Origin of the sequence: Clostridium sp. CM74B_53 (assembly GCF_036318045.1) — a bacterium.
Taxonomy (GTDB): domain Bacteria; phylum Bacillota; class Clostridia; order Lachnospirales; family Lachnospiraceae; genus Pilosibacter.
On record NZ_JAWQDE010000006.1, the window covers coordinates 199,711 to 219,463 of the forward strand.

The window sequence follows — 19,753 nt, forward strand, 5'->3', positions numbered from 1 at the left end:
GCACAAAGATAGTAGGAAAATAGATGTTCAGAAACTGAAAGGAGGAGAACAATGGATTTCGAAAAATTATGTGCAGAGAGATATTCGCTTAGAAAGTTCAGCGACCGTCCGGTCGAAGCAGAAAAGCTGGAGAAGGTTCTGGAGGCAGGCCACAATGCACCGACGGCTCATAACCTTCAGCCGCAGCGAATTCTCGTGATGCAGAGCAAAGAGGCACTGGAAAAAGCGGAAGAGTGCACCGCGTGCAAGTTCCACCCGCCGGTGATCCTGGTTGTCGCTTATGATCCGGCGAAGGCATGGAACCGTGAGGGCGATATGAAGAATCATGGCGAGATCGACGCAACGATCGCAGCGACCCAGATGATGCTGCAGGCTGCGGATCTCGGTCTTGGAACCTGCTATGTCGGCATGTTCAGCCAGGAAAAGCTTCATGAGACATTCTCGGAGATGAAGGGACTCGTTGCGACAGCGATGCTCCCGCTCGGTTATCCGGCGGAGACGGCACATCCGTCAAGACTTCACGCAGATAGAATGCCGATCGATGAGATGGTGGTTCGCCTGTAGTTCTGATGTCCGGGATTCGCAGAATTGCAGAATGGCATTAGAATAAGAATACGAAGGAAAACAGGTCTGTCAGGGTGAAAAGTGACAGACCTGCCTGTTCACCTGCGTGTGCGCGTGAAGAAAACTTTTGTACGTATAAAAAATACGCATGCGGAGCTTTTTGTGGTACACTGGCAGACAGCATCGAACGACTGCCCGTGTGTGCACACGGCAGGACATTCAAAAAATGGAGGAACACAGATATGGAATACAAAGTTTCCGAAAAGGTTCAGAAGAAATTTGACACCCTGACAAAGGATGCAAAGGTCCAGAAAGCGTTACAGTTCATGGAAGAGGACCAGGATACCGTGATCGACAAACAGATCGAGCTGACACTGATCCCGGCTCCGACAAACCATGAGCAGAAGAAAGCTGCGAGACTTCTTGAGATGTTTAAGGAAGAAGGACTCACCGACTGCCATATCGACGAGTACGGCAACTGCGTTGGTATCCGGAAAGGTACCGGCGGCGGAAAGACAGTCCTTGTGGAAGGCCACATGGATACGGTATTCCCGCTTGACACGAAGCTTGAGATCGTCCGTGAAGACGGTTTTATCAAGTGCCCGGGCATCGTGGATGACACAAGAGGATGTGCGACGGTCCTCTCAACAATCCGTGCGCTGAACGCAGCCGGAATCCAGACAAAGGGAGATATCCAGTTCGTCGGAACTGTCCAGGAGGAAGGAACCGGCGCTTTAAAGGGAATGCAATATTATGTAAACCATCATCCGGAGCTGGATGCCAGCATCTCCGTTGACGGACCGGGATTTGAGGAGATCACCTACGAGGCAACCGGAATCCAGACATATGAGATCAATTTCCATGGCGTCGGCGGACATGCATGCGGAGCTTTTGCAAAGGTTGCGAACCCGATCCATGCGGCAGGACGCGCGATCGCAAAGATCGCTGAGATCCAGGTTCCGAAGGAGCCGATGACCACGTTTGCGGTTACAACGATGCAGGCAGGCAGCTTTGAGGCTGTCCATGCGATCGTTCCGGTCGCACAGATCCGCTTCAACTTCCGCTCCAACTCCCAGGAAGAACTCGAGAAACTTCGCAAGAAGATCTTTGATGCAATCGATGAGGCATGCAAAGAGGAGACCGAGCGCTGGGGTATGGACACCATCACATATGACGTAAAACATATCTGTGATGTCAATGCCGGCCACCAGGATCCGCATGCACCGATCGTAGAGGGCGCGATGGCGGCAGCAGAGTACCTTGGATGTGCGGAGCCGAAGCTCGGAAACGGCGGTTCTACAAACTGCAACCGTGCACTGGAAGCAGGACTTCCGGCCGTCTGCCTCGGAATGGGCGCAGATTACGATATCCATGCGCATATGCTGTCTGAGCAGTTTAAAGTCGAGGGAGCTTATAAGGGCTGCCAGCAGACACTGCTCCTGGCACTTCTCTGCGCAGGAACGGATGTAGTGGAAAGTATCATCGAGAAATAAGATCGTAACTGTTCAGTACTCTCGCAGTTACATAAGAATGTCAGAAAAAGGTACGGAATTGTTATATTCTGATCGAAACAGCGCAGGTTTGTCCTATATGGACGGACCTGCGTTTCGTTTTTGCGGAACAGGAAATCCAGGGATTTGTTCTGCAATACGGAATGAACTTTAGAGCCGCACTTTTGCCGTAGAAAAGCAAGGAAAAAGCAAGAAATAATCACCTTGACACCCTCTTATTGGTTAGCTACAATAGATGGTAACAGTTGGGATTGCGCAGATTTTTACCCGGAATTGTGTTGCAAGCTTGCTTGCATAAGCAATTCTGGGTGAAAAGCTGCATAAGGGCGACGCCCGGAGCTTCTTGAAGGCCGCAGGCATTCAAGAAGAGAGCAATCCGCCCCGTTGCAGGATGCTCAAGCAAGCTTGCTTGCATAAGCGCTTTTATCCGAAAAGATGCATAAGCCCAATTGTAAAAATAATAAAGGCAGGACAGAAACATGAAAAAATTAAGAATGCTTCTTCCGATCGGCGCTGTGATCGGTATGCTGGCGGTGGGAACAGCGTTTCCTGCAATGGCGGCTGTTGTTGATACGGACATGGCCAAGTTTGTGCGCGGCACAACGATCAATGCGGTAGATGTGTCAAAGCAGACAGCGACACAGGCGAAAGGCTATCTTGAAGGCTACTTCAACGAGCATTACGAGATTAAAATACAGGACGCGGACGGAAATCTGGAGACCTTAAAGGGAACAGATGTTGGATATCATCTGGATGTCACCGGCAGCGTTGATGATATTTTAAAGGAGCAGAATGACGCAGGAAGAAAGACAGGACCGGGCTCTGACCAGAGTTATACCGTGACTGTGAAGGCGACGGTCGACGATGAGAAGCTTGCCGCAGCGCTTGCAAATCTGCACTGTGTAACGGCGGCAACACCGACCTCGAATGCGTATATCTCTGCTTATGAGGAAGGAAAACCGTTTACGATCGTTCCGGAAGTTCAGGGAAATGAGCTTGATATGGACAAGCTGAAAGCAGCTGTCAAGGATGCGCTTTTAAACCAGAAAAAGCAGATCAAACTGACAGATCATGACTGCTACAAAAAAGTCACGGTGAAGTCAGATGACGCAGCCCTGGTACAGCTCTGTGCGACCTTAAATGCGTATAAGGACATCAAGATCACTTATGATTTCGGTTCAAAGAAAGAGACTCTGGATGGTATGGAGCTGGCAAAATGGGTGACCGGGACAAATGGAAATGAGATTCAGGTGGACCGTGAGAAAGCCGCTGCATATGTGAAATCTTTAGCGGATAAGTATGACACTTACGGAAACCACAAATATAAGACGACATCCGGCCGCGATGTTGTCGTATATGGAAAATACGGCTGGAAGATCAATCAGGCTGCAGAGACGGATGCGCTGGTAGCGGCTGTGAAAGCATGCCAGACGACCGATCGGGAACCGATCTACGAGAGCCGCGGTGCGACCCACGACGGATATGACTTCGGACAGACCTATATCGAGGTGGATCTTGCGACCCAGCATCTCTATTTCTATAAGGACGGAAAAGTGATCATCGACAGCCCGTTCGTATCCGGAAACGTGTCAAAGAATTATACGACGCCTCCGGGACTGTTTGAGCTGTATTATAAGCAGACAGACCGCGTATTAAAGGGAGAAGATTACGCGACTCCTGTAAAATACTGGATGCCGTTCAACGGCGGGATCGGACTTCATGATGCGAACTGGAGAAGCAAGTTCGGCGGTACGATCTACCAGACAAATGGTTCTCATGGCTGCATCAATCTGCCGCCGAAAGTAGCAGCGCAGGTCTATGAGAATGCGTATAAGGGAATTCCGATTATCTGCTGTAACTAGGGAAATTTGCAGAGTATGAGAGAGTGAGTGGGGTTTGAACTGAGAAAGCGGATCCTGCGCATCTGGAATTCGAAAAAATAATAGAAAACTGTTGGGATAAACAGCAGGAATGAAAACACCGGAAGGGAAAACAAAAATGGATAAACAGCAGGTTTTAAATCAGTTAAGAAACGCGAAGGAGATCTATGTGATCATGTCTCTGTGCACAAGAATGCCGTATGTGGTATGCGACAAGGAGACATTTGATGATGAAGTCCTGATCTACTTCACGGAGGAAGATGTTAAGCGCGAAGGTAAGCGCCTGGTTGAAGAAAAGATCCCGGTACAGATCGCAAAAGTGGATGCGAACCAGATGCTCCACTTCTACGGAAACCTTTACACGATGGGCGTGAACTGCCTGATGGTGGACCAGTACATGGATAGCGAATGCCGGATCCAGCTTCCGGAACTCGTAAGCCGTCCTGGCCAGAATAAGCCGGATGCTCCGGAAGACGAGAAGAAGACATGGATCGAGAATCCGAGCCTTCATCTGACAGCCCTGTACTTCATGCAGGAGCTCCGCAGACAGAAATTTGAGACAATGCCGGAAGAATTAAAGGAAATGCAGGAGGAGATCCTTGCGGACTTCACCAAGGGAACCTACATTACCGCATTCCAGGAAGGCAGCGGCGTTCCGTTATTAAAACAGAAAAACGGCGATGCGTACCAGCCGATCTTTACAGATATCATCGAGTTCGGCAAATTCAATGCGAAAAACCAGTTTAAGGCGATCGCGGTTACAGCGAACAAGATCCCGAGCATCCTCGTAAAAGAGGCAAAGGGCGTTGTTGTAAACCCGTTCGGCGTAAACCTTCAGATGCCGATCACAAGGCGTACCGTGCCGAATCCGGAAGCGGCTGCACAGGCAGGCACACCGGAAGAGGTCCAGGCAACTCAGGTGGAAGTGAAGGCGGACAGCGAGAGAGCCGGAGCACAGGAAGAAGCCGAAGCTGAGAACAAGACTGAAAACTAAATAAAAGTAACGGTTCTGTTACGGGATCAGACTCCGGCGTGTTCGCGTCACTGGGAATAGTGCGCAGGATGCGGCGGAGTTTGTGATTGCGCGGGATGAGGAGGATGACAGCTGTGGAGAGCGACAGAAGGAAGATCGAAGAAGCATATTTAAAAGCGGTGGATATCGGTTATTCCTACCATCTGGCGAAAAAGATGGAGGAGTTTAAGAGTAATCCGGTCCTTGGTTACCGTACAGCGGGATCGAAAGCGGAATTTGATACCGGGGAATTTCTGAAAGAGGAAATGGAGCGGATCGGGCTTTCAGATATCCATAAAGATGAACTCTGCCTGGATTCCTGGGAGTTCGAGAAGGCAGTCCTGCGTTTTGCGGACCGGGATGGAAAGGAACATGAATTCCAGCTCGGTGCCTATCAGACGGAGTTTGTGACGGATGGATGGAAGGAATATCCACTGGTCTACGCAGGCCGCGGAAAGGAAGCGGACTACGACGGCGTGGATGTGACGGGATGTCTTGTGATGGTGGACATCAACCAGAGAGATGAGTGGTGGATCAACTATCCGGTCTATCAGGCTCATTTAAAGGGTGCAGCGGCGGTGATCGCAGTTCAGGATAACGGTTATGCGGAGATCGACAGCGAGGCGCTCAATGCCCAGGATATCGCGGGCCCAAAGGATGCCCCGGCATTTTCCATGTCAAAGAAAGATGCGGAGATCCTGAAGACTGCGTTAAAAGAGACTCCGCGGATTACAGTGCAGTTTGATGCAAAGTCTGTCGTGAAGGAAGATATGCCTGCCTACAATGTATGGGGAACGATCCCGGGAAAGTCGGACGATATGATCCTGCTCAGCGGCCACTATGATTCCTATTTTGACGGATTCCAGGATGACAACTGTGCGATCGCGCTGATGTTCGGGATCGCAAGGACGCTGTTAAGGATCGGCTATCAGCCGGAAAAGACCATCGTATTCTGCTGTATGGCGGCGGAAGAGTGGGGAATTGAAAACTCCAAGTACGACTGGTCGACGGGGGCATGGCAGCAGGTCTTTAAGATCCGGCCGGAATGGCAGGGAAAGGTGATCGCGGACCTGAATTTTGAGCTTCCGGCCTATGCGCATAATCCGTGGGATGCGATCCGGTCTACCTATGAATATGAGGATTTTCTGAAGGAATTTGTAAAAGAGTTTCCGGTGGACGCAAAAAAGGTCTACCCGGAAGGTCTCGGCGTCCAGTGCCCGATCGAGACCTGGTCGGATGATTTTTCCGTCGCGATCTCAGGAATCCCGTCGATGGTGAATGAATTCAGCAGTGCGGAGTTCATGGAGACACATTACCACTCCCAGTTTGATAATGACGAGTATTATAATGCGGATGTATTTCAGTTTCACCATGAGCTCTACGGACTTCTCGTCATGGCGTTTGACCGGGTAAAAGTAGCTCCGGTGAATGTCGGACGGACGCTTCAGGCGCTCCAGGAGAGCGTCAGACCGGTTACTGGCCGGGAAGATGAAAAGGGCATCAGGATCCTGCTGGAGCGGACGGCAGAGGCGAAGAAGATCGCGGATGCGGTATATAAAAGAGTGAAAGAGATTAATGAGATCTCCCGGGACGATGAATGCAATTTGCGAAATGTGGAAACCGGAGAAAAGAGTGCCGGATGGAGCGGCAAAGCTGCTTTCGGCAGTATGCCGGAAGCGGAGAAAAGAGAGCTGGCCGGTCCGGAAAATACAAAATATGCTGCGCTTCAGAGGCAGCTCCTGTATTTGTTCCGCAAATGCCAGGACTATTTTGTCCGTCTCAACTGGCACGATGAGGTCCTGTTCCCCCACGAGGCCGCCCAGAGCAATCTGCGCCATATCGGCGATGCAGTGCGCAGTCTGGAAAATAAGGACGTCAGAGGGGCTCTTGACGCCTTGTACCTGGTGGACAACAATCAGTATGCGTTCCAGTTTGACGATGAAGTATATCACTATTTTACGGAATATGTCCTGAACCAGGAAAAAGACCGGCTGCAGTGGGGAGCCGGACGGATCGTCCATCATGTGGATCTCTCGAAAGAGGTCAAGAGTCTCAAAAAGAAGATCGCCGAGGGCGGACATGACGTGACGGAAGAGCTTTGTGCACTGAAAAAAATGGAGGAAGAGCAGCTTGCTTGCTTTGACGATGACATAAGATATATGACCCAGGCCGTGGATACCCTGACGGATGGGTTAAAAAAAGCGAAAGAGGTGTTGGATTTTTAGTTATGGACAGCCAGATATTGTACCGGGTACAGAGAGAAGATCTGCCCCGGCTCCAGAAAATGCTGGTAGAATGTTTTGCCAGAGACCCGCTTTATGAGACTCTGATCCCGGATGCCGAGACGAGAAAGCGGCTGATGCCGGAACTTTTTGAGTGTGATCTGAACGAGTTTTATGAGACATGTGAAATTTTTGCGGATAGCCCGGAGTTAAACGGACTCCTGGTTGTCTCCGATGAGGCGGAGGAATATGATCCGGTCCGCTTTTACCTTACAGAAGCGTGGGCGTCCTTAAAGACAGATGAGTATCTGATCAAGGAGGACAAGAGCTTAAAGACGCTCTGGAACTTTATCAAGGGCCGCGACTACTTAAACTCCCATTGGACGGCCCAGCTTCACCAGGAAAACCGCTTACATATCATCTACCTTGCGGTGAGTCCGAGTGTACAGCATCACGGGGTTGCGGAAAAACTGATGGATGATGCGATCCGGTATGCCGGAGAGCACCGGATGATGATCTCGTTGGAGACGCACAATGAGAAGAATGTGGCGTTCTACGCGCATTTCGGATTTAAGGTGTTCGGGATCGTGGAGAAAGGCATGGGACTGAAGCAGTATTGCCTGGTGAGAGAAATTCAGTAACCTAAAGAGGACTTATCCGGCCATGGCGGCTCTGCGGTGCACCGGAAACGGTCAGGAAATTTCATAACAGATAAAAAACAAGGACCTCAGCGATTGGCAGCCGCTGAGGTCCTTATTTTTATGGTATATATTGAGGAATAAACTTGCCCTTATTGGCAAATTGGGCAACTATTTCATGATCGCATCACCCGATATACAGGTGATGCAGGATCAAAGATTTTGATTATCTCTGTACACGTCCGGATCCGTCGCCGCCAGCTAATTTCTTAACTTCGTCTACGGAAACCATGTTCATGTCGCCTTCGATGGAGTGCTTTAAGCAGGATGCAGCTACTGCGAACTCGATGATGCTCTGAGCATCCATGTCGCTTAAGCAAGCGTAGATCAGTCCGCCGCCGAAGCTGTCGCCGCCGCCTACACGGTCAACGATGTGCATAGCGTACTTCTTGCTGAAGTAGTAGTCCTTGCCATCGTATAACATAGCGGACCAGTTGTTGTCGTTAGCGGAGATGGACTCACGAAGCGTAATAGCAACCTTCTGGAAACCGAAACGGTCAGCAAGCTGTTTTGCAACGTCCTTGTAGCCCTCGTGGTTTACAGCGCCCTTTGTAACGTCTGTGTTGGAAGCTTTGATACCGAATACATCGGAAGCATCCTCTTCGTTTGCGATGCAGACATCAACATATTTGCAAAGCTCGCCCATAACCTCGCCTGCTTTTGCCTTTGTCCAGAGTTTGTTTCTGTAGTTTAAGTCGCAGGAAACAGTGATGCCGAGTTCTTTTGCTTTCTTACATGCTTCAAGGCAGATAGCAGCAACAGTGTCGTTTAATGCCGGTGTGATACCTGTGAAGTGGAACCAGTCAGCGCCCTCGAAGATCTTAGCCCAGTCGAAATCTTCCGGAGTTGCCTCGGAGATTGCGGAATGTGCACGGTCGTAGATAACCTTGGACGGTCTCTGGGAAGCACCCTTCTCAAGGAAGTAGATACCTACACGGTCGCCGCCGCGGGTGATAGTGGAAGTATCAACGCCGTATCTTCTTAACTCGTTTACAGCTGCCTGGCCGATCTCGTGCTTCGGAAGCTTTGTAACGAATGCTGCATCAAAACCGTAGTTTGCAAGGGAAACAGCTACGTTAGCCTCGCCGCCGCCGTATGTTGCGCCGAAGTTGTTAGCCTGAACGAAACGATAGTATCCCTCCGGAGCGAGACGGAGCATGATTTCACCAAATGTAATAACTCTCTTGGACATGAGGATTCTCCTTAAAATTAATATGATTTATAGTCATGGACCGCGCGGAGCAGGGAAAGCGGTTAGCAGAGTCCCTGGTTACGCGGTATAAATTACGATTTTTATAACGGAAGATGAAGCTTATTTCTGTACCAGATGTACTGCGAAGCCGCCGATCTCGTCTGCGAGATAGATTGCTGTCATCTTGTCGCCTTTGAACTTAGCGGACTCTTCGTTGAACTTGTAGCCCATCATCTCAAGGTAGTTCTTTGCTCTTACTACAGAGTTTGTAGCAACAGCGATGTGACCCTTTGCGCCAAGTCCTTTGGACTTCATAGCCTCAACAGCTTTTCCTGCGAATACAGAGCTGTTGCCAACTTTCTTTGTGAATCCGAACAGACCGTCAAATGCATCAGCAGTCTTTTCAGCTTCAGCTTCGTTGTCGCAGTTGATTCCGATGTGAGCAAGCTCAAAGCCGAGCATTGTCTGAACAGCTTCCTTTGTGAGGTCGCGGATCTTATCGAACTCACCGGCAGCTACGAGGTCTTTCTTAACCATCCAGCTTCCGCCGCAAGCAAGGATCTTGTCAAATGCAAGATAGGAGTTGATGTTCTTAGCGTTGATTCCGCCTGTCGGCATGAATTTCATCTGTGTGTACGGAGCAGCCATAGCTTTGATCATGTTGATTCCGCCAGCAGCCTCAGCCGGGAAGAATTTAACAACATCAAGACCAAGGGAGATAGCCATCTCAACGTCGCTCGGGTTGGAAGTACCCGGAGTTACCGGAATTCCTTTATTTACACAGTATTTAACAACTTCCGGATTTAAGCCCGGGCTTACGATGAATTTTGCGCCTGCGTTTACTGCACGGTCAACCTGCTCTGTTGTAAGAACAGTACCAGCTCCGACTAACATATCCGGGAACTCTTTTGCCATAATACGGATGGACTCTTCAGCAGCTGCTGTACGGAATGTAACCTCAGCGCACGGAAGACCGCCCTCGCAAAGTGCCTTTGCAAGCGGTGCTGCGTCCTTTGCATCGTCCAGAACTACAACCGGAACGATACCAATTTTCTGGATCTTCTCTAAAACTTCGTTCATGATTCCTGTCTCCTTTTGTTTTTATAAATTTAGGAAATTCAGTTTTAGTCAATAATCAAGTCATATTGAGTTTTAATACCGAGTTTCATAATGCGGAACCATGTTTCGCATTGCGGTATCATCTAAATTAGATTATACTCACGCGATTCAAATTGTCAATAGCGAAAAAGCCTAATTTTACTGGATTTTCTGAGTAAAACTGCCGAAAAACAAATCGCTTCATTTTATAATGGAAGTGTGGTAAACTATAAAAAGTAAAAAAGGCAGCTGCCTGATGGGTTTGTGTATTTAACACGCCGGCCAAAACAGCTGCGAGAGATGATGAGCAGGTTAGAAAGGAAAAAATAATAATATATGGATATACAGTTTCATAAGCTGAGCGCTGAGAATTTTGAGAAGCTCAGCAAGTATTACGGAAGACGCCACGACAATACATGCGACAGCGTGATGCTCGACAACTTCCTCTGGGCGGACTATTATCATGTCCACTTCTGCGAGAGAGACGACAGAGCAGTTCTCTGGACGATGAAGATCATGGGCAAGATGTATGCGTCTCTTCCGGTATGCGCGATCGAGGATATGTCCCACTATTTCAATGAGATCGAACGGTATTTCAATGAAAATCTTCATCTGCCGCTGGAGATCTATCTTGCGGATCAGGAAGCTGTGGACTATTTAAACCTCCCGGCTGAGCGATATTCCGTGACGGAACTCCCGGACGCGAAGGACTATCTTTACAGCGCTGAGGCGTTAAAGACACTGTCAGGAAAGGCACTCCACAAGAAGAAAAATAACCTGAACGCCTTTAAGAAGGCATATGACGGACGGTATGAATACAGGACTCTCTGCTGTTCCGACGGCTGTGAAGTATGGAAATTCCTGGACAAATGGAGAGAAGGAAAAGGACAGGAAGTCGAGGGACATCTGGATTATGAAGTGGAAGGGATCCATGAGATCCTGAGAAACTGTTCGATGTTATCGGTCCGCATGGGCGGGATCTATGTGGATGACCAGTTAGAGGCGTTCTCGATCGGAAGCTATAACAGTAAGGAAAAGATGGCGATCATTCATATTGAAAAGGCAAATCCGGAGATGCGGGGTCTTTACCAGATGATCAACCAGCAGTTCCTGATCCATGAATTCCCGGACGCGGAGATCGTAAACCGTGAGGACGATATGGGTCTTCCGGGGCTCAGACAGGCAAAGATGTCCTATGCGCCGATGGGATTTGCGAGAAAGTATCGGATTAAGCAGCTCGATTATCAGGCAGGAAGCGCGGAGTAAACTATGATACGGTATTTGGAGACAGAAGAAAAGGGAAGATGCCTGGATCTCTGGAGAGAGGCATTCCCGGAAGATTCCACGGAATTTTGTGATTATTATTTTAAGGAAAAGATGAAGGACAACCGGGTCCTTGTACGGGAGGAAAACGGTGAGATCGTGTCTATGGTCCACCGGAATCCGTACCGGATCTATATGCGGGGAAATGAGGCGGTCTGTGATTACATTGTCGGTGTCTCAACGCTGGTTTCTGAGCGCCACAAGGGATATATGAGAAGTCTCATGCTGGCGATGCTGCGGGATATGCAGGAAGAGCGCATGCCGTTTACCTTTCTGATGCCTGCAAGGGAATCCCTGTACCGCCCGTATGATTTCCGGTATATTTATGATCAGCCGCGCTGGGTCCTCAAATATAATCCCCATATCCACAGGGAGCCATGTGATCTGAAGACACTTGGAGCAGATCTTGCGGAATGGCAGACAGCGTGGTTAAAGAGGCAATATGAGGTCTTTGCGATCCGTGATGAGGCATATTTACAGCGGATGGAGAAAGAACTTGCCAGCGAGAACGGAACCTGCACACTGCTCTACGACGACGACTGGTTTATCGGAATGCAGAGTGAGTGGGGCTTAAAGGAGCGGGAGATGCGTTATCTCTATACCGGAGAGCACTACCGGAGTGAGGCGGGGCAGAAACCGGCGATCATGGCGAGGATCGTCTGCATGCCGGAGTTTGTGACAAATATCCACCTCTCAGAAGACTGCCCTCAGGACGAGGTGACAGTGGAGATCGGGATCAACGACCTCTTCGTTCCTCAGAATCAGGGGGCGTGGCTATGGCATCTGACGAAGTATGGTTCCAGGATGACGCAGGAATCCAGGTTTATCGCGAAAGGCAAGATGGAGGTCCTGACGATCTCGGAACTCACGGAGTGGTTGTTCGGATACCGGACGCCGGCTCAGGTAAAGAAGATCCCATATGGGGAATTTATCGAGCCGTTCCATGGAGTGTTCCTGGACGAAGTCGTGTGATACCGGACTCACGGGGGGACAGGTGCGGAGTGATATCGGCCGAATATGTGAAATTGTGAACGGTTGATTGAGAATACTTTTATAATAGGAAGGAGAAGATCTGTCATGACAGAGCGGGAAACATTAAAAAAGTGGCTGGATGAGAGCAGCAACATTGTATTTTTCGGTGGGGCAGGTGTGTCCACGGAGAGCCATATTCCGGATTTCAGGAGTACAGACGGACTGTACAACCAGGAATACGATTATCTGCCGGAGACGATCCTCAGCCATTCCTTCTATATGAGAAAGCCGGAAGAATTTTACCGGTTCTACCGGAATAAGATGCTGTTCCCAAATGCGGAGCCGAACCGGGCGCACAAAGCGTTGGCAAAGCTCGAGGAGATGGGAAAGCTGAAGGCAGTCGTAACGCAGAATATCGACGGACTCCATCAGAAGGCGGGAAGCAAAGAAGTTCTGGAACTTCATGGTTCGGTTCTGCGGAATCACTGCACCCGCTGCGGAAAATTTTACGGTCTGGATGCGATCTTAAATTCCACAGGTGTGCCGAAATGTACCTGCGGAGGAACAATCAAGCCGGATGTTGTGCTCTATGAAGAGGGATTGGATTCGGAGACGATCGAAAAGTCTGTAAATTATATCGCAAATGCGGATGTTCTGATCATCGGAGGAACTTCCCTGACTGTATATCCGGCGGCAGGACTGATCGATTATTACAGAGGACATAAGCTGATCCTGATCAACAAGTCGGTGACGCCGATGGACAGCCGCGCCGACCTTGTGATCAGCGGACCGATCGGGGAAGTGCTCGGGGATGCAGTCGGAGTCTGAGTACGGAAATCGGGGATACAAAAAATAAAGGACCTGAAAACAGGGACTGCAGGTGTTTATGATGGAATAGAAAAAGCCGGAAACATACATAAGGGATTCATCCGATGAAAGGAAAAGATATGGTCCGGCAGGAGACGGGGAGGAGACAGAATGTATCAGGCAGCAGAAGATCGTTATGATTTGATGGAATATAAGCGCTGTGGAAGAAGCGGGTTAAAACTCCCGCGGATCGCGCTGGGACTGTGGCAGAATTTTGGACTGGAAAAGACGATCGCAGACCAGGAGGAGATTCTGTGTCATGCGTTCGACTGCGGGATCACACACTTTGACCTCGCGAATAACTACGGTCATCCGGCGAATGGACTTGCGGAGAAAAACTTTGGCCAGGCGTTGAAGGACTGCCTCGGTACATACCGCGATGAGCTTGTGATCTCCACAAAAGCCGGCTATGATATGTGGCCGGGACCGTATGGCAACTGGGGATCCAGAAAGTATCTGATGGCGAGTCTTGACCAGAGCCTGAAACGCATGGGACTCGATTATGTGGATATTTTTTACCACCACAGACCGGACCCGGAGACGCCTCTTGAGGAGACAATGGGTGCGCTCAGTGATATCGTCCGCAGCGGAAAAGCACTTTATGTCGGACTTTCCAACTATAAAGAGGAAGAGACGAGAAGAGCGGTGAAGATCCTAAAGGAGAACGGAACTCCGTGTCTGATCCACCAACCGCGCTACAACCTGTTGGAGCGCTGGGTGGAGGACGGACTGCTCTCCGCGCTTGATGAGAACGGCGTCGGCTGTATCTGCTTTTCCCCGCTGGCGCAGGGTGCGCTGACGGATAAATATCTGAAGGGGATCCCGGCGGACTCCCGCGCTTCGCGTGCAGGAACGACCGTCGCACAGAGATACCTTTCGGATGAACAATTAGAAAAAATCAAACAATTAAATCAATTTGCTGCAGAGCGTGGTCAGACACTGGCGCAGATGGCGATCTCATGGATCTTACGCCGGCCGGAGGTGACGACGGTCCTGGTCGGAGCGAGCCGGGTTTCCCAGCTGGACAATAGTCTTGCGGCGTTAAAAAATATAGCTTTCTCCGAGGATGAGCTGAAGAGGATTGACGAAATTCTGGCATAGGCTGCTGGTTGTTACTTTTTCCAGTTACAGTGCGCGGGCATGGAGTGCCCGTGTACTGTAACTGCTGGTCCGGGACGGAAAAAAGACAGGAGACAGAACGATGGTATATGAAGTAGGAGATATTGTAAAATTAAAGAAACCGCATCCGTGCGGCAGTCAGGAGTGGGAGATCCTGCGCGTGGGCGCGGACTTCCGCCTGAAATGCATGGGCTGCGGCCACATGGTGATGGTTACGAGACGATTGGTGGAGAAAAACACCAGAGGACTCCGGAAACCGGACGGGACGGAAGTGAAGTAAATGGAGACTGGAAGAGAAACACTAAAACAGCAGGCATACCGGATCATAAAAAATAAGATCTTATATTGCGAATATGCCCCAAATGAGGTCCTGAATGAAGAATTACTGCTTCAGGATACGGGATATAGCCGGGCGCCGATTCGAGACGCTCTGGGCCGGCTGGAACAGGAACATCTTCTGGTGATCATGCCTAAAAAGGGAATTCGCATCTCGGATGTGAATATGAATGATATCAGTTCTGTGTTTGAAATGCGATGCATGGTAGAACCATATGTGATCCGGATGTATGGAAACCGTCTGGATAAGGAAAAACTGAGGGAATATAAGAAAAAGTTCGAAACTGATATTACGCCGGAGAAAGTTATGGATGCGGCGAAAGAAAAACGATTGACCGAAATGTTTACTCTGGATGATGAATTCCATCAATATATTGTTCGGAACAGTCCTAATCCATATATGTGGATGTCGATGGAGCTGATCTATAATCAGAATACCCGTCTTCGCGTTCTTACAAGTCTTGACCTGAATCGATTGATGCAGTCAAAACCGGAACATGCGGAGATTATTGATGCTCTTCTTGAAGATCGATATGAAGATGCTGCAGATAAGATGAAAAATCATTTAAGAAAAGCAAAACAAGGATCTCTTGACACGTTTGCGTCATATGGAGACTGGCTCCGGAAGAAAGAGCAGGATCCTATCGGATTCAGACCATAAGAAATATTTTTTGAGACAAATCAGAAATGAAAGCGACTGCTGATCGGAATATACGATCGTGGTCGCTTTTTGCTTGACTGCATTTGTTTTGTGCATATCGCCAAATATGTAGACAAAAAATATGTAAATATGTCAAATTGACAAATACAAAATGTGAGAGTATGATGAAATTATCTGATACATGTAACAGAAAAACGACCTGAAGGAGTTCTGACGATGAGCAAAATGGAAGATGAAATGACAGCGTTTCAGATTGATGAGCGGGATAATGTGGCAACGGCTCTGAAAGTGCTGGAACCGGGGACCGTAAGACTTCTTGGCGACAGCCGGGAAAAAAAGCTTTCAGTCAGAGAAGAGATCCCTGCGGGACATAAGGTGGCATTGACAGATATTGCGGCTGGAGAAAATATCGTAAAATATGGGGTTGTGATCGGTCGTGCAACGAAAGATATCCGTCAGGGGACGTGGGTTCATCTGCATGTCATGTGCAGCATTTATGACCAGCGGTCCAGCCACCTTGATGTGCATACAGGAGCGCCGAAAGATACACGCTATGAATAATGGAGAACGGACATGAATCACACAGAAAATTCCTGGATGGGCTATAAGAGAAAAGACGGCAGAAAAGGGATCAGAAATCGTGTACTTGTGATCTATACAGTAAAATGTGCAGAGCATGTTGCAAGGAAAATCGTGGATGAAGTCCATCATCCGGAAGTGGAACTTTTAGGATTTGATGGTTGCACGGATAATCAGTATGCTGTAAATATGCTGATCAGTCTGATCCGTCATCCAAATGTAGGTGCGGTGCTTACGGTTGGACTCGGATGCGAATATGTTCAGCCGGAATGGCTGGAAAAGATCGCACTTCAGGAAGAAAAAATTTCATCCTGGATCCGGATCCAGGATGAAGGAGGAACGGTTCCGTCGATCAAAAAAGGAGTCGCCTGGGTTCGTGAGGCGCTGAAAGAGCTGGAGAATACTCCGAGAGTTCAGATGGCGCTGCAGGATCTGGTAATCGGAGCAGAATGCGGCGGAAGTGATTATACGAGCGGACTTGCCGGAAATGTTGTAGTCGGCCGCCTTTTTGATCAACTTGTAAAAGCCGGAGGTACCGCGATCTTTGAGGAGATCGTTGAGGCAGTCGGCCTTGACTGGCTGCTGACATCCCGTGCGGCATCTGAGACCGCGAAAGAGGAGATCCAGTATACATACGACAAGGCACTGGAGTATTGTAAATCCGTGCGCCAGTATTCGGTGAGCCCCGGAAACTTTGCCGGCGGTCTCTCGACGATCGAAGAAAAGAGTATGGGAGCGGTGATCAAAAGCGGTTCCAGTCCGATCGAAGGAGTGATCAAAGTCTCGTGCCCGCCGAAAAGACATGGCCTTTGGCTTTTGGATTCGACACCGGATCCCTATTGGATGCAGTTCGGGATCACAAATCCGAATGACTCGGAAGGTCTGATGGATCTGATCAGCTGCGGCGCTCACATTGTCTTTTTAGTTACAGGAAGAGGAAATGTTGTCGGAAGCGCAGTAAGCCCATGCATCAAGATCACGGGAAACCGGGAGACATTCCGACGAATGAATGGGGATATGGACTTTGACGCCAGTCCTGTTCTGTACGGAGAATGTACACAGGATGAACAGGCGGACCGGCTGATGGATTATGTGGTACAGGTAGCAAAGGGAAATCTATCTAAAGGTGAAGAATTGGGACATCGGGAATACTTTGTGCCATATAAGTATCAGGAAAAAGAAGTTGCATTTCGAAAATGTGAAAAGACAGAAATATAGGGGATCTGGAGGAAATCATGGCAGCTTTTACAGAACAGCAGAAAACAGAATTTTCTATGCAGAAATGGTATGATCTTTCCGGAAAAACAGCAGTTGTGACGGGAGGAATCACCGGTCTGGGACTTGCGATCACAAGATGTCTGGTCAGTGCCGGCGCAAAAGTGATCGCATTGAGCCGGACAGATGAGAAGAAGGGAAATGAGATCCTGAAGGAATTTGGCGGAAAAGCAGTTTTCTACCAGTTTGATATCACAGATACGGATCATGCACAGGTAATCGCAGACAGAATTCAGAAAGAACAGGGACCGGTTGATATTCTGGTGAATAATGCCGGAAATCACTGCAAGAAATATATTTGGGATATGAGCGTGGAGGACTATAAAAATGTCCTGGATGTTCATCTTGTCGGTGCATTTGCATTGACAAAGGCCTTTATCCCGCAGATGAAGGAACGGGGCTGGGGAAGAATTATTTTCCAGGCCAGCATGACAAGCTATATTGGACAGCCGCAGGTATGTGGCTATTCTACTGCAAAAGCAGGATATCTTGGTCTGATCCATACCTTGACAGCGGAGGTGGCGGAATACGGGATCACAGTGAATGCGATCGCACCTGGCTGGATCGATACTCCGATGTTCCACAAAGCCGTGGACAATGATCCGCCGCGTCTCGCGAAGATCCTGGGGCGTATTCCAGCAAAAAGTGTTGGAGATCCGATGGATGTCGGTATGTGCGCAGCATTCCTTTGCAGTGATGCGGCGAGATATATTTCAGGTACATGTATTCCGGTTGACGGCGGGGCACTGATCGGATTCTAAGATGATTTGCCCCTGTAACATATCAAGAAAAGGAGAAGAAGAGATGAAACTGAAGAAAATCACAGCACTCACAATGGCAGGAAGTATGGCAGCACTCAGTCTGACCGCATGCGGAGGCGGAACATCTACAACCGCAACAACAGCTGCAGCGGCAGCAGAGACAACCGCAGCGGCAGCAGATGCAACAACTGCAGCAGAGACCTCCAATTCGGATGCAATTGTTCTCCAGGTCGCATTTGAGAACTCTATTTCCGAGCCGATCGGACAGGGTATCGTAAAAGCACAGGAACTTCTGAAGGAAAAATCCGGCGGAACGATGGAAATCCAGATCTATCCGGATTCACAGCTGGGCGATAAGTCTTCCCTGATCGACTCCATGTTGTTGGGTGAAAATGTTTGTACCGTAGCAGATGGTGCATTCTATGCAGATTACGGGGTTCCGGATTTCGGTATCGTATTTGGACCGTTCCTCTTTGATTCCTGGGATCAGTGCTGGACATTGATCGAATCCGACTGGTACAAAGAGCAGCGCGATAAGCTGGAAGAAAAAGGTCTGAAGCTGGTTGCCTCCAACTGGATCTATGGAGAGCGTCATACTCTGACAACTGTTCCGGTCAATACCGTTGATGATTTAAAGGGACTTAAGATCCGTGTACCATCCAACGAAATTCAGTCCAAGGGTTTTGATGTTTTAGGAGCAACTTCCACAGGTATGGCACTTGGCGATGTTTATCAGGCTCTTCAGACAAAGACGATCGATGGTGCGGAGAACCCGCTTGCAACTCTGTACGGAAGAAAACTTCACGAAGTTGCTAAGTATTTAATCCTTGATGGACATGTAAAGAACTTCACAACATGGGTTGTATCTGCAGATTGGTTCCATAGTCTGACGGATGAACAGCAGGGCTGGGTTCTCGATTCCTTCAAGGAAGCAGGAGAATACAATAATGAAGTTCAGCAGGCAGCGGATGCAGATTATCTCCAGAAGATGAAAGATGAGGGAGTAACCGTTGTAGACCCGTCCGAGGACGTATTAAAGGCATTCAAGGAGAAAGCACAGCCGTTCTACGATTTAGGATCTGAGTTTGGCTGGAGCGATGGCCTTTACGATACAGTCAAGAAGGCTATGGGCGCTGAATAAAAATATCGATAGCAAGGGGAAACTCGCGAAGCGTGTTTTCACTTGTTCTGAGCGGAAAAAGAAGGGGCTGTCGCATTAGCAAATATTTTTTGCTGGGCGGCAGCCCTGCTTTATGCCCAAATGGCATCGAAATCGGTTACGTTTTCGATGCCATTCTTTATAAACGCAGTTCATTCCCAGGCATCCCTTTCGGCATGCCTTATTTCAGGCTGTTTTGTTTTCAACTATCAAAATCTATGCCCTTTTTAATGGAAAAAGATAACTTCCCGTTCTTCCGGTCTGAATCTTGCAATGAAGCTTATTGATATTTCGTCCCATCGCCAGAAGAATGCTCTCTGCCAGTGCATTTGCCTTTCCACGATACAGATATCTTCGAAAATTCATGTCCTCTTTTACGTCAGCAAAAGAACCTTCGGCCTGAATACTGCGATTCATACGGAGCATCGTTCCATACTCACTTGTGATCCGTTCCAGATCTTCTGCGCGTTTCTGGCTCATTGTTTTTGAAACCATCAGCACTTTATTGCGCTTTTCCATAGGTG

Annotated in this window: 19 protein-coding genes; 16 read left to right on the forward strand and 3 right to left on the reverse strand. The window is 48.9% G+C overall.

Annotated elements, in window-relative coordinates:
- Nucleotides 1-51 precede the first annotated feature (51 nt).
- From V2546_RS07550 to V2546_RS07575, 6 genes are all read left to right on the forward strand, one after another.
- Nucleotides 52-564 (forward strand): nitroreductase family protein, encoded by a 513-nt coding sequence (locus V2546_RS07550; RefSeq protein ID WP_118531537.1) that lies wholly within the window; start codon nucleotides 52-54, stop codon nucleotides 562-564.
- A gap of 242 nt (nucleotides 565-806) precedes the next feature.
- Entirely contained in the window at nucleotides 807-2,057 is a 1,251-nt protein-coding gene (locus V2546_RS07555; protein WP_118531539.1) for a M20/M25/M40 family metallo-hydrolase, read from the forward strand.
- Nucleotides 2,058-2,554: 497 nt separating this feature from the next.
- Nucleotides 2,555-3,937, forward strand: a complete 1,383-nt coding sequence (locus V2546_RS07560) for a L,D-transpeptidase family protein (protein WP_329751976.1) — start codon at nucleotides 2,555-2,557, stop codon at nucleotides 3,935-3,937.
- A gap of 136 nt (nucleotides 3,938-4,073) precedes the next feature.
- Nucleotides 4,074-4,949 carry an SseB family protein gene (locus V2546_RS07565; RefSeq protein ID WP_329751977.1) on the forward strand — a complete coding sequence of 292 codons (876 nt, stop codon included), beginning with the start codon at nucleotides 4,074-4,076 and terminating at the stop codon, nucleotides 4,947-4,949.
- Nucleotides 4,950-5,062: 113 nt separating this feature from the next.
- On the forward strand, nucleotides 5,063-7,192 hold the full coding sequence (locus tag V2546_RS07570; RefSeq protein WP_329751978.1) for a M28 family peptidase: 2,130 nt from the start codon (nucleotides 5,063-5,065) through the stop codon (nucleotides 7,190-7,192).
- A 2-nt stretch (nucleotides 7,193-7,194) separates the two neighbouring features.
- The gene (locus V2546_RS07575) at nucleotides 7,195-7,830 is read left to right on the forward strand and encodes a GNAT family N-acetyltransferase (RefSeq protein ID WP_117468983.1); all 636 of its coding nucleotides are present in this window, start codon (nucleotides 7,195-7,197) and stop codon (nucleotides 7,828-7,830) included.
- 223 nt (nucleotides 7,831-8,053) lie between these two features.
- Here the strand turns inward: V2546_RS07575 and V2546_RS07580 are convergent, their stop codons facing one another.
- The gene (locus V2546_RS07580; RefSeq protein ID WP_021905128.1) at nucleotides 8,054-9,079 is read right to left on the reverse strand and encodes a sugar kinase; all 1,026 of its coding nucleotides are present in this window, start codon (nucleotides 9,077-9,079) and stop codon (nucleotides 8,054-8,056) included.
- A 120-nt stretch (nucleotides 9,080-9,199) separates the two neighbouring features.
- Complete coding sequence (locus V2546_RS07585) at nucleotides 9,200-10,159, reverse strand: bifunctional 4-hydroxy-2-oxoglutarate aldolase/2-dehydro-3-deoxy-phosphogluconate aldolase (protein WP_329751979.1); 960 nt, start codon at nucleotides 10,157-10,159, stop codon at nucleotides 9,200-9,202.
- Between the two features lie 354 nt (nucleotides 10,160-10,513).
- On the opposite strand from V2546_RS07585, the gene V2546_RS07590 reads away from it, so the two are divergent.
- The 10 genes from V2546_RS07590 (at nucleotide 10,514) to V2546_RS07635 (ending at nucleotide 19,211) form a co-directional block, all read left to right on the forward strand.
- The gene (locus V2546_RS07590) at nucleotides 10,514-11,443 is read left to right on the forward strand and encodes a phosphatidylglycerol lysyltransferase domain-containing protein (RefSeq protein WP_329751980.1); all 930 of its coding nucleotides are present in this window, start codon (nucleotides 10,514-10,516) and stop codon (nucleotides 11,441-11,443) included.
- Between the two features lie 3 nt (nucleotides 11,444-11,446).
- Complete coding sequence (locus tag V2546_RS07595; protein WP_329751981.1) at nucleotides 11,447-12,472, forward strand: GNAT family N-acetyltransferase; 1,026 nt, start codon at nucleotides 11,447-11,449, stop codon at nucleotides 12,470-12,472.
- Between the two features lie 105 nt (nucleotides 12,473-12,577).
- Nucleotides 12,578-13,300 carry an NAD-dependent protein deacylase gene (locus V2546_RS07600; RefSeq protein WP_329751982.1) on the forward strand — a complete coding sequence of 241 codons (723 nt, stop codon included), beginning with the start codon at nucleotides 12,578-12,580 and terminating at the stop codon, nucleotides 13,298-13,300.
- Between the two features lie 150 nt (nucleotides 13,301-13,450).
- Nucleotides 13,451-14,440 (forward strand): L-glyceraldehyde 3-phosphate reductase, encoded by a 990-nt coding sequence (mgrA, locus tag V2546_RS07605; protein ID WP_329751983.1) that lies wholly within the window; start codon nucleotides 13,451-13,453, stop codon nucleotides 14,438-14,440.
- Nucleotides 14,441-14,540: 100 nt separating this feature from the next.
- Nucleotides 14,541-14,738, forward strand: coding sequence for a DUF951 domain-containing protein (locus V2546_RS07610; protein ID WP_015552966.1), 198 nt, complete (start codon nucleotides 14,541-14,543; stop codon nucleotides 14,736-14,738).
- On the forward strand, nucleotides 14,739-15,455 hold the full coding sequence (locus V2546_RS07615; RefSeq protein ID WP_329751984.1) for a GntR family transcriptional regulator: 717 nt from the start codon (nucleotides 14,739-14,741) through the stop codon (nucleotides 15,453-15,455).
- Nucleotides 15,456-15,671: 216 nt separating this feature from the next.
- On the forward strand, nucleotides 15,672-16,016 hold the full coding sequence (locus tag V2546_RS07620; protein ID WP_346011286.1) for a UxaA family hydrolase: 345 nt from the start codon (nucleotides 15,672-15,674) through the stop codon (nucleotides 16,014-16,016).
- Nucleotides 16,017-16,028: 12 nt separating this feature from the next.
- Nucleotides 16,029-17,252, forward strand: a complete 1,224-nt coding sequence (locus V2546_RS07625; RefSeq protein WP_215703477.1) for a UxaA family hydrolase — start codon at nucleotides 16,029-16,031, stop codon at nucleotides 17,250-17,252.
- A 17-nt stretch (nucleotides 17,253-17,269) separates the two neighbouring features.
- On the forward strand, nucleotides 17,270-18,070 hold the full coding sequence (locus V2546_RS07630; protein ID WP_329751985.1) for an SDR family NAD(P)-dependent oxidoreductase: 801 nt from the start codon (nucleotides 17,270-17,272) through the stop codon (nucleotides 18,068-18,070).
- Between the two features lie 43 nt (nucleotides 18,071-18,113).
- Complete coding sequence (locus tag V2546_RS07635; protein WP_329751986.1) at nucleotides 18,114-19,211, forward strand: C4-dicarboxylate TRAP transporter substrate-binding protein; 1,098 nt, start codon at nucleotides 18,114-18,116, stop codon at nucleotides 19,209-19,211.
- 234 nt (nucleotides 19,212-19,445) lie between these two features.
- Here V2546_RS07635 and V2546_RS07640 read toward each other — a convergent pair.
- The coding region (locus V2546_RS07640; protein ID WP_329751987.1) for a transposase at nucleotides 19,446-19,753 on the reverse strand (308 nt) is incomplete at its 5' end.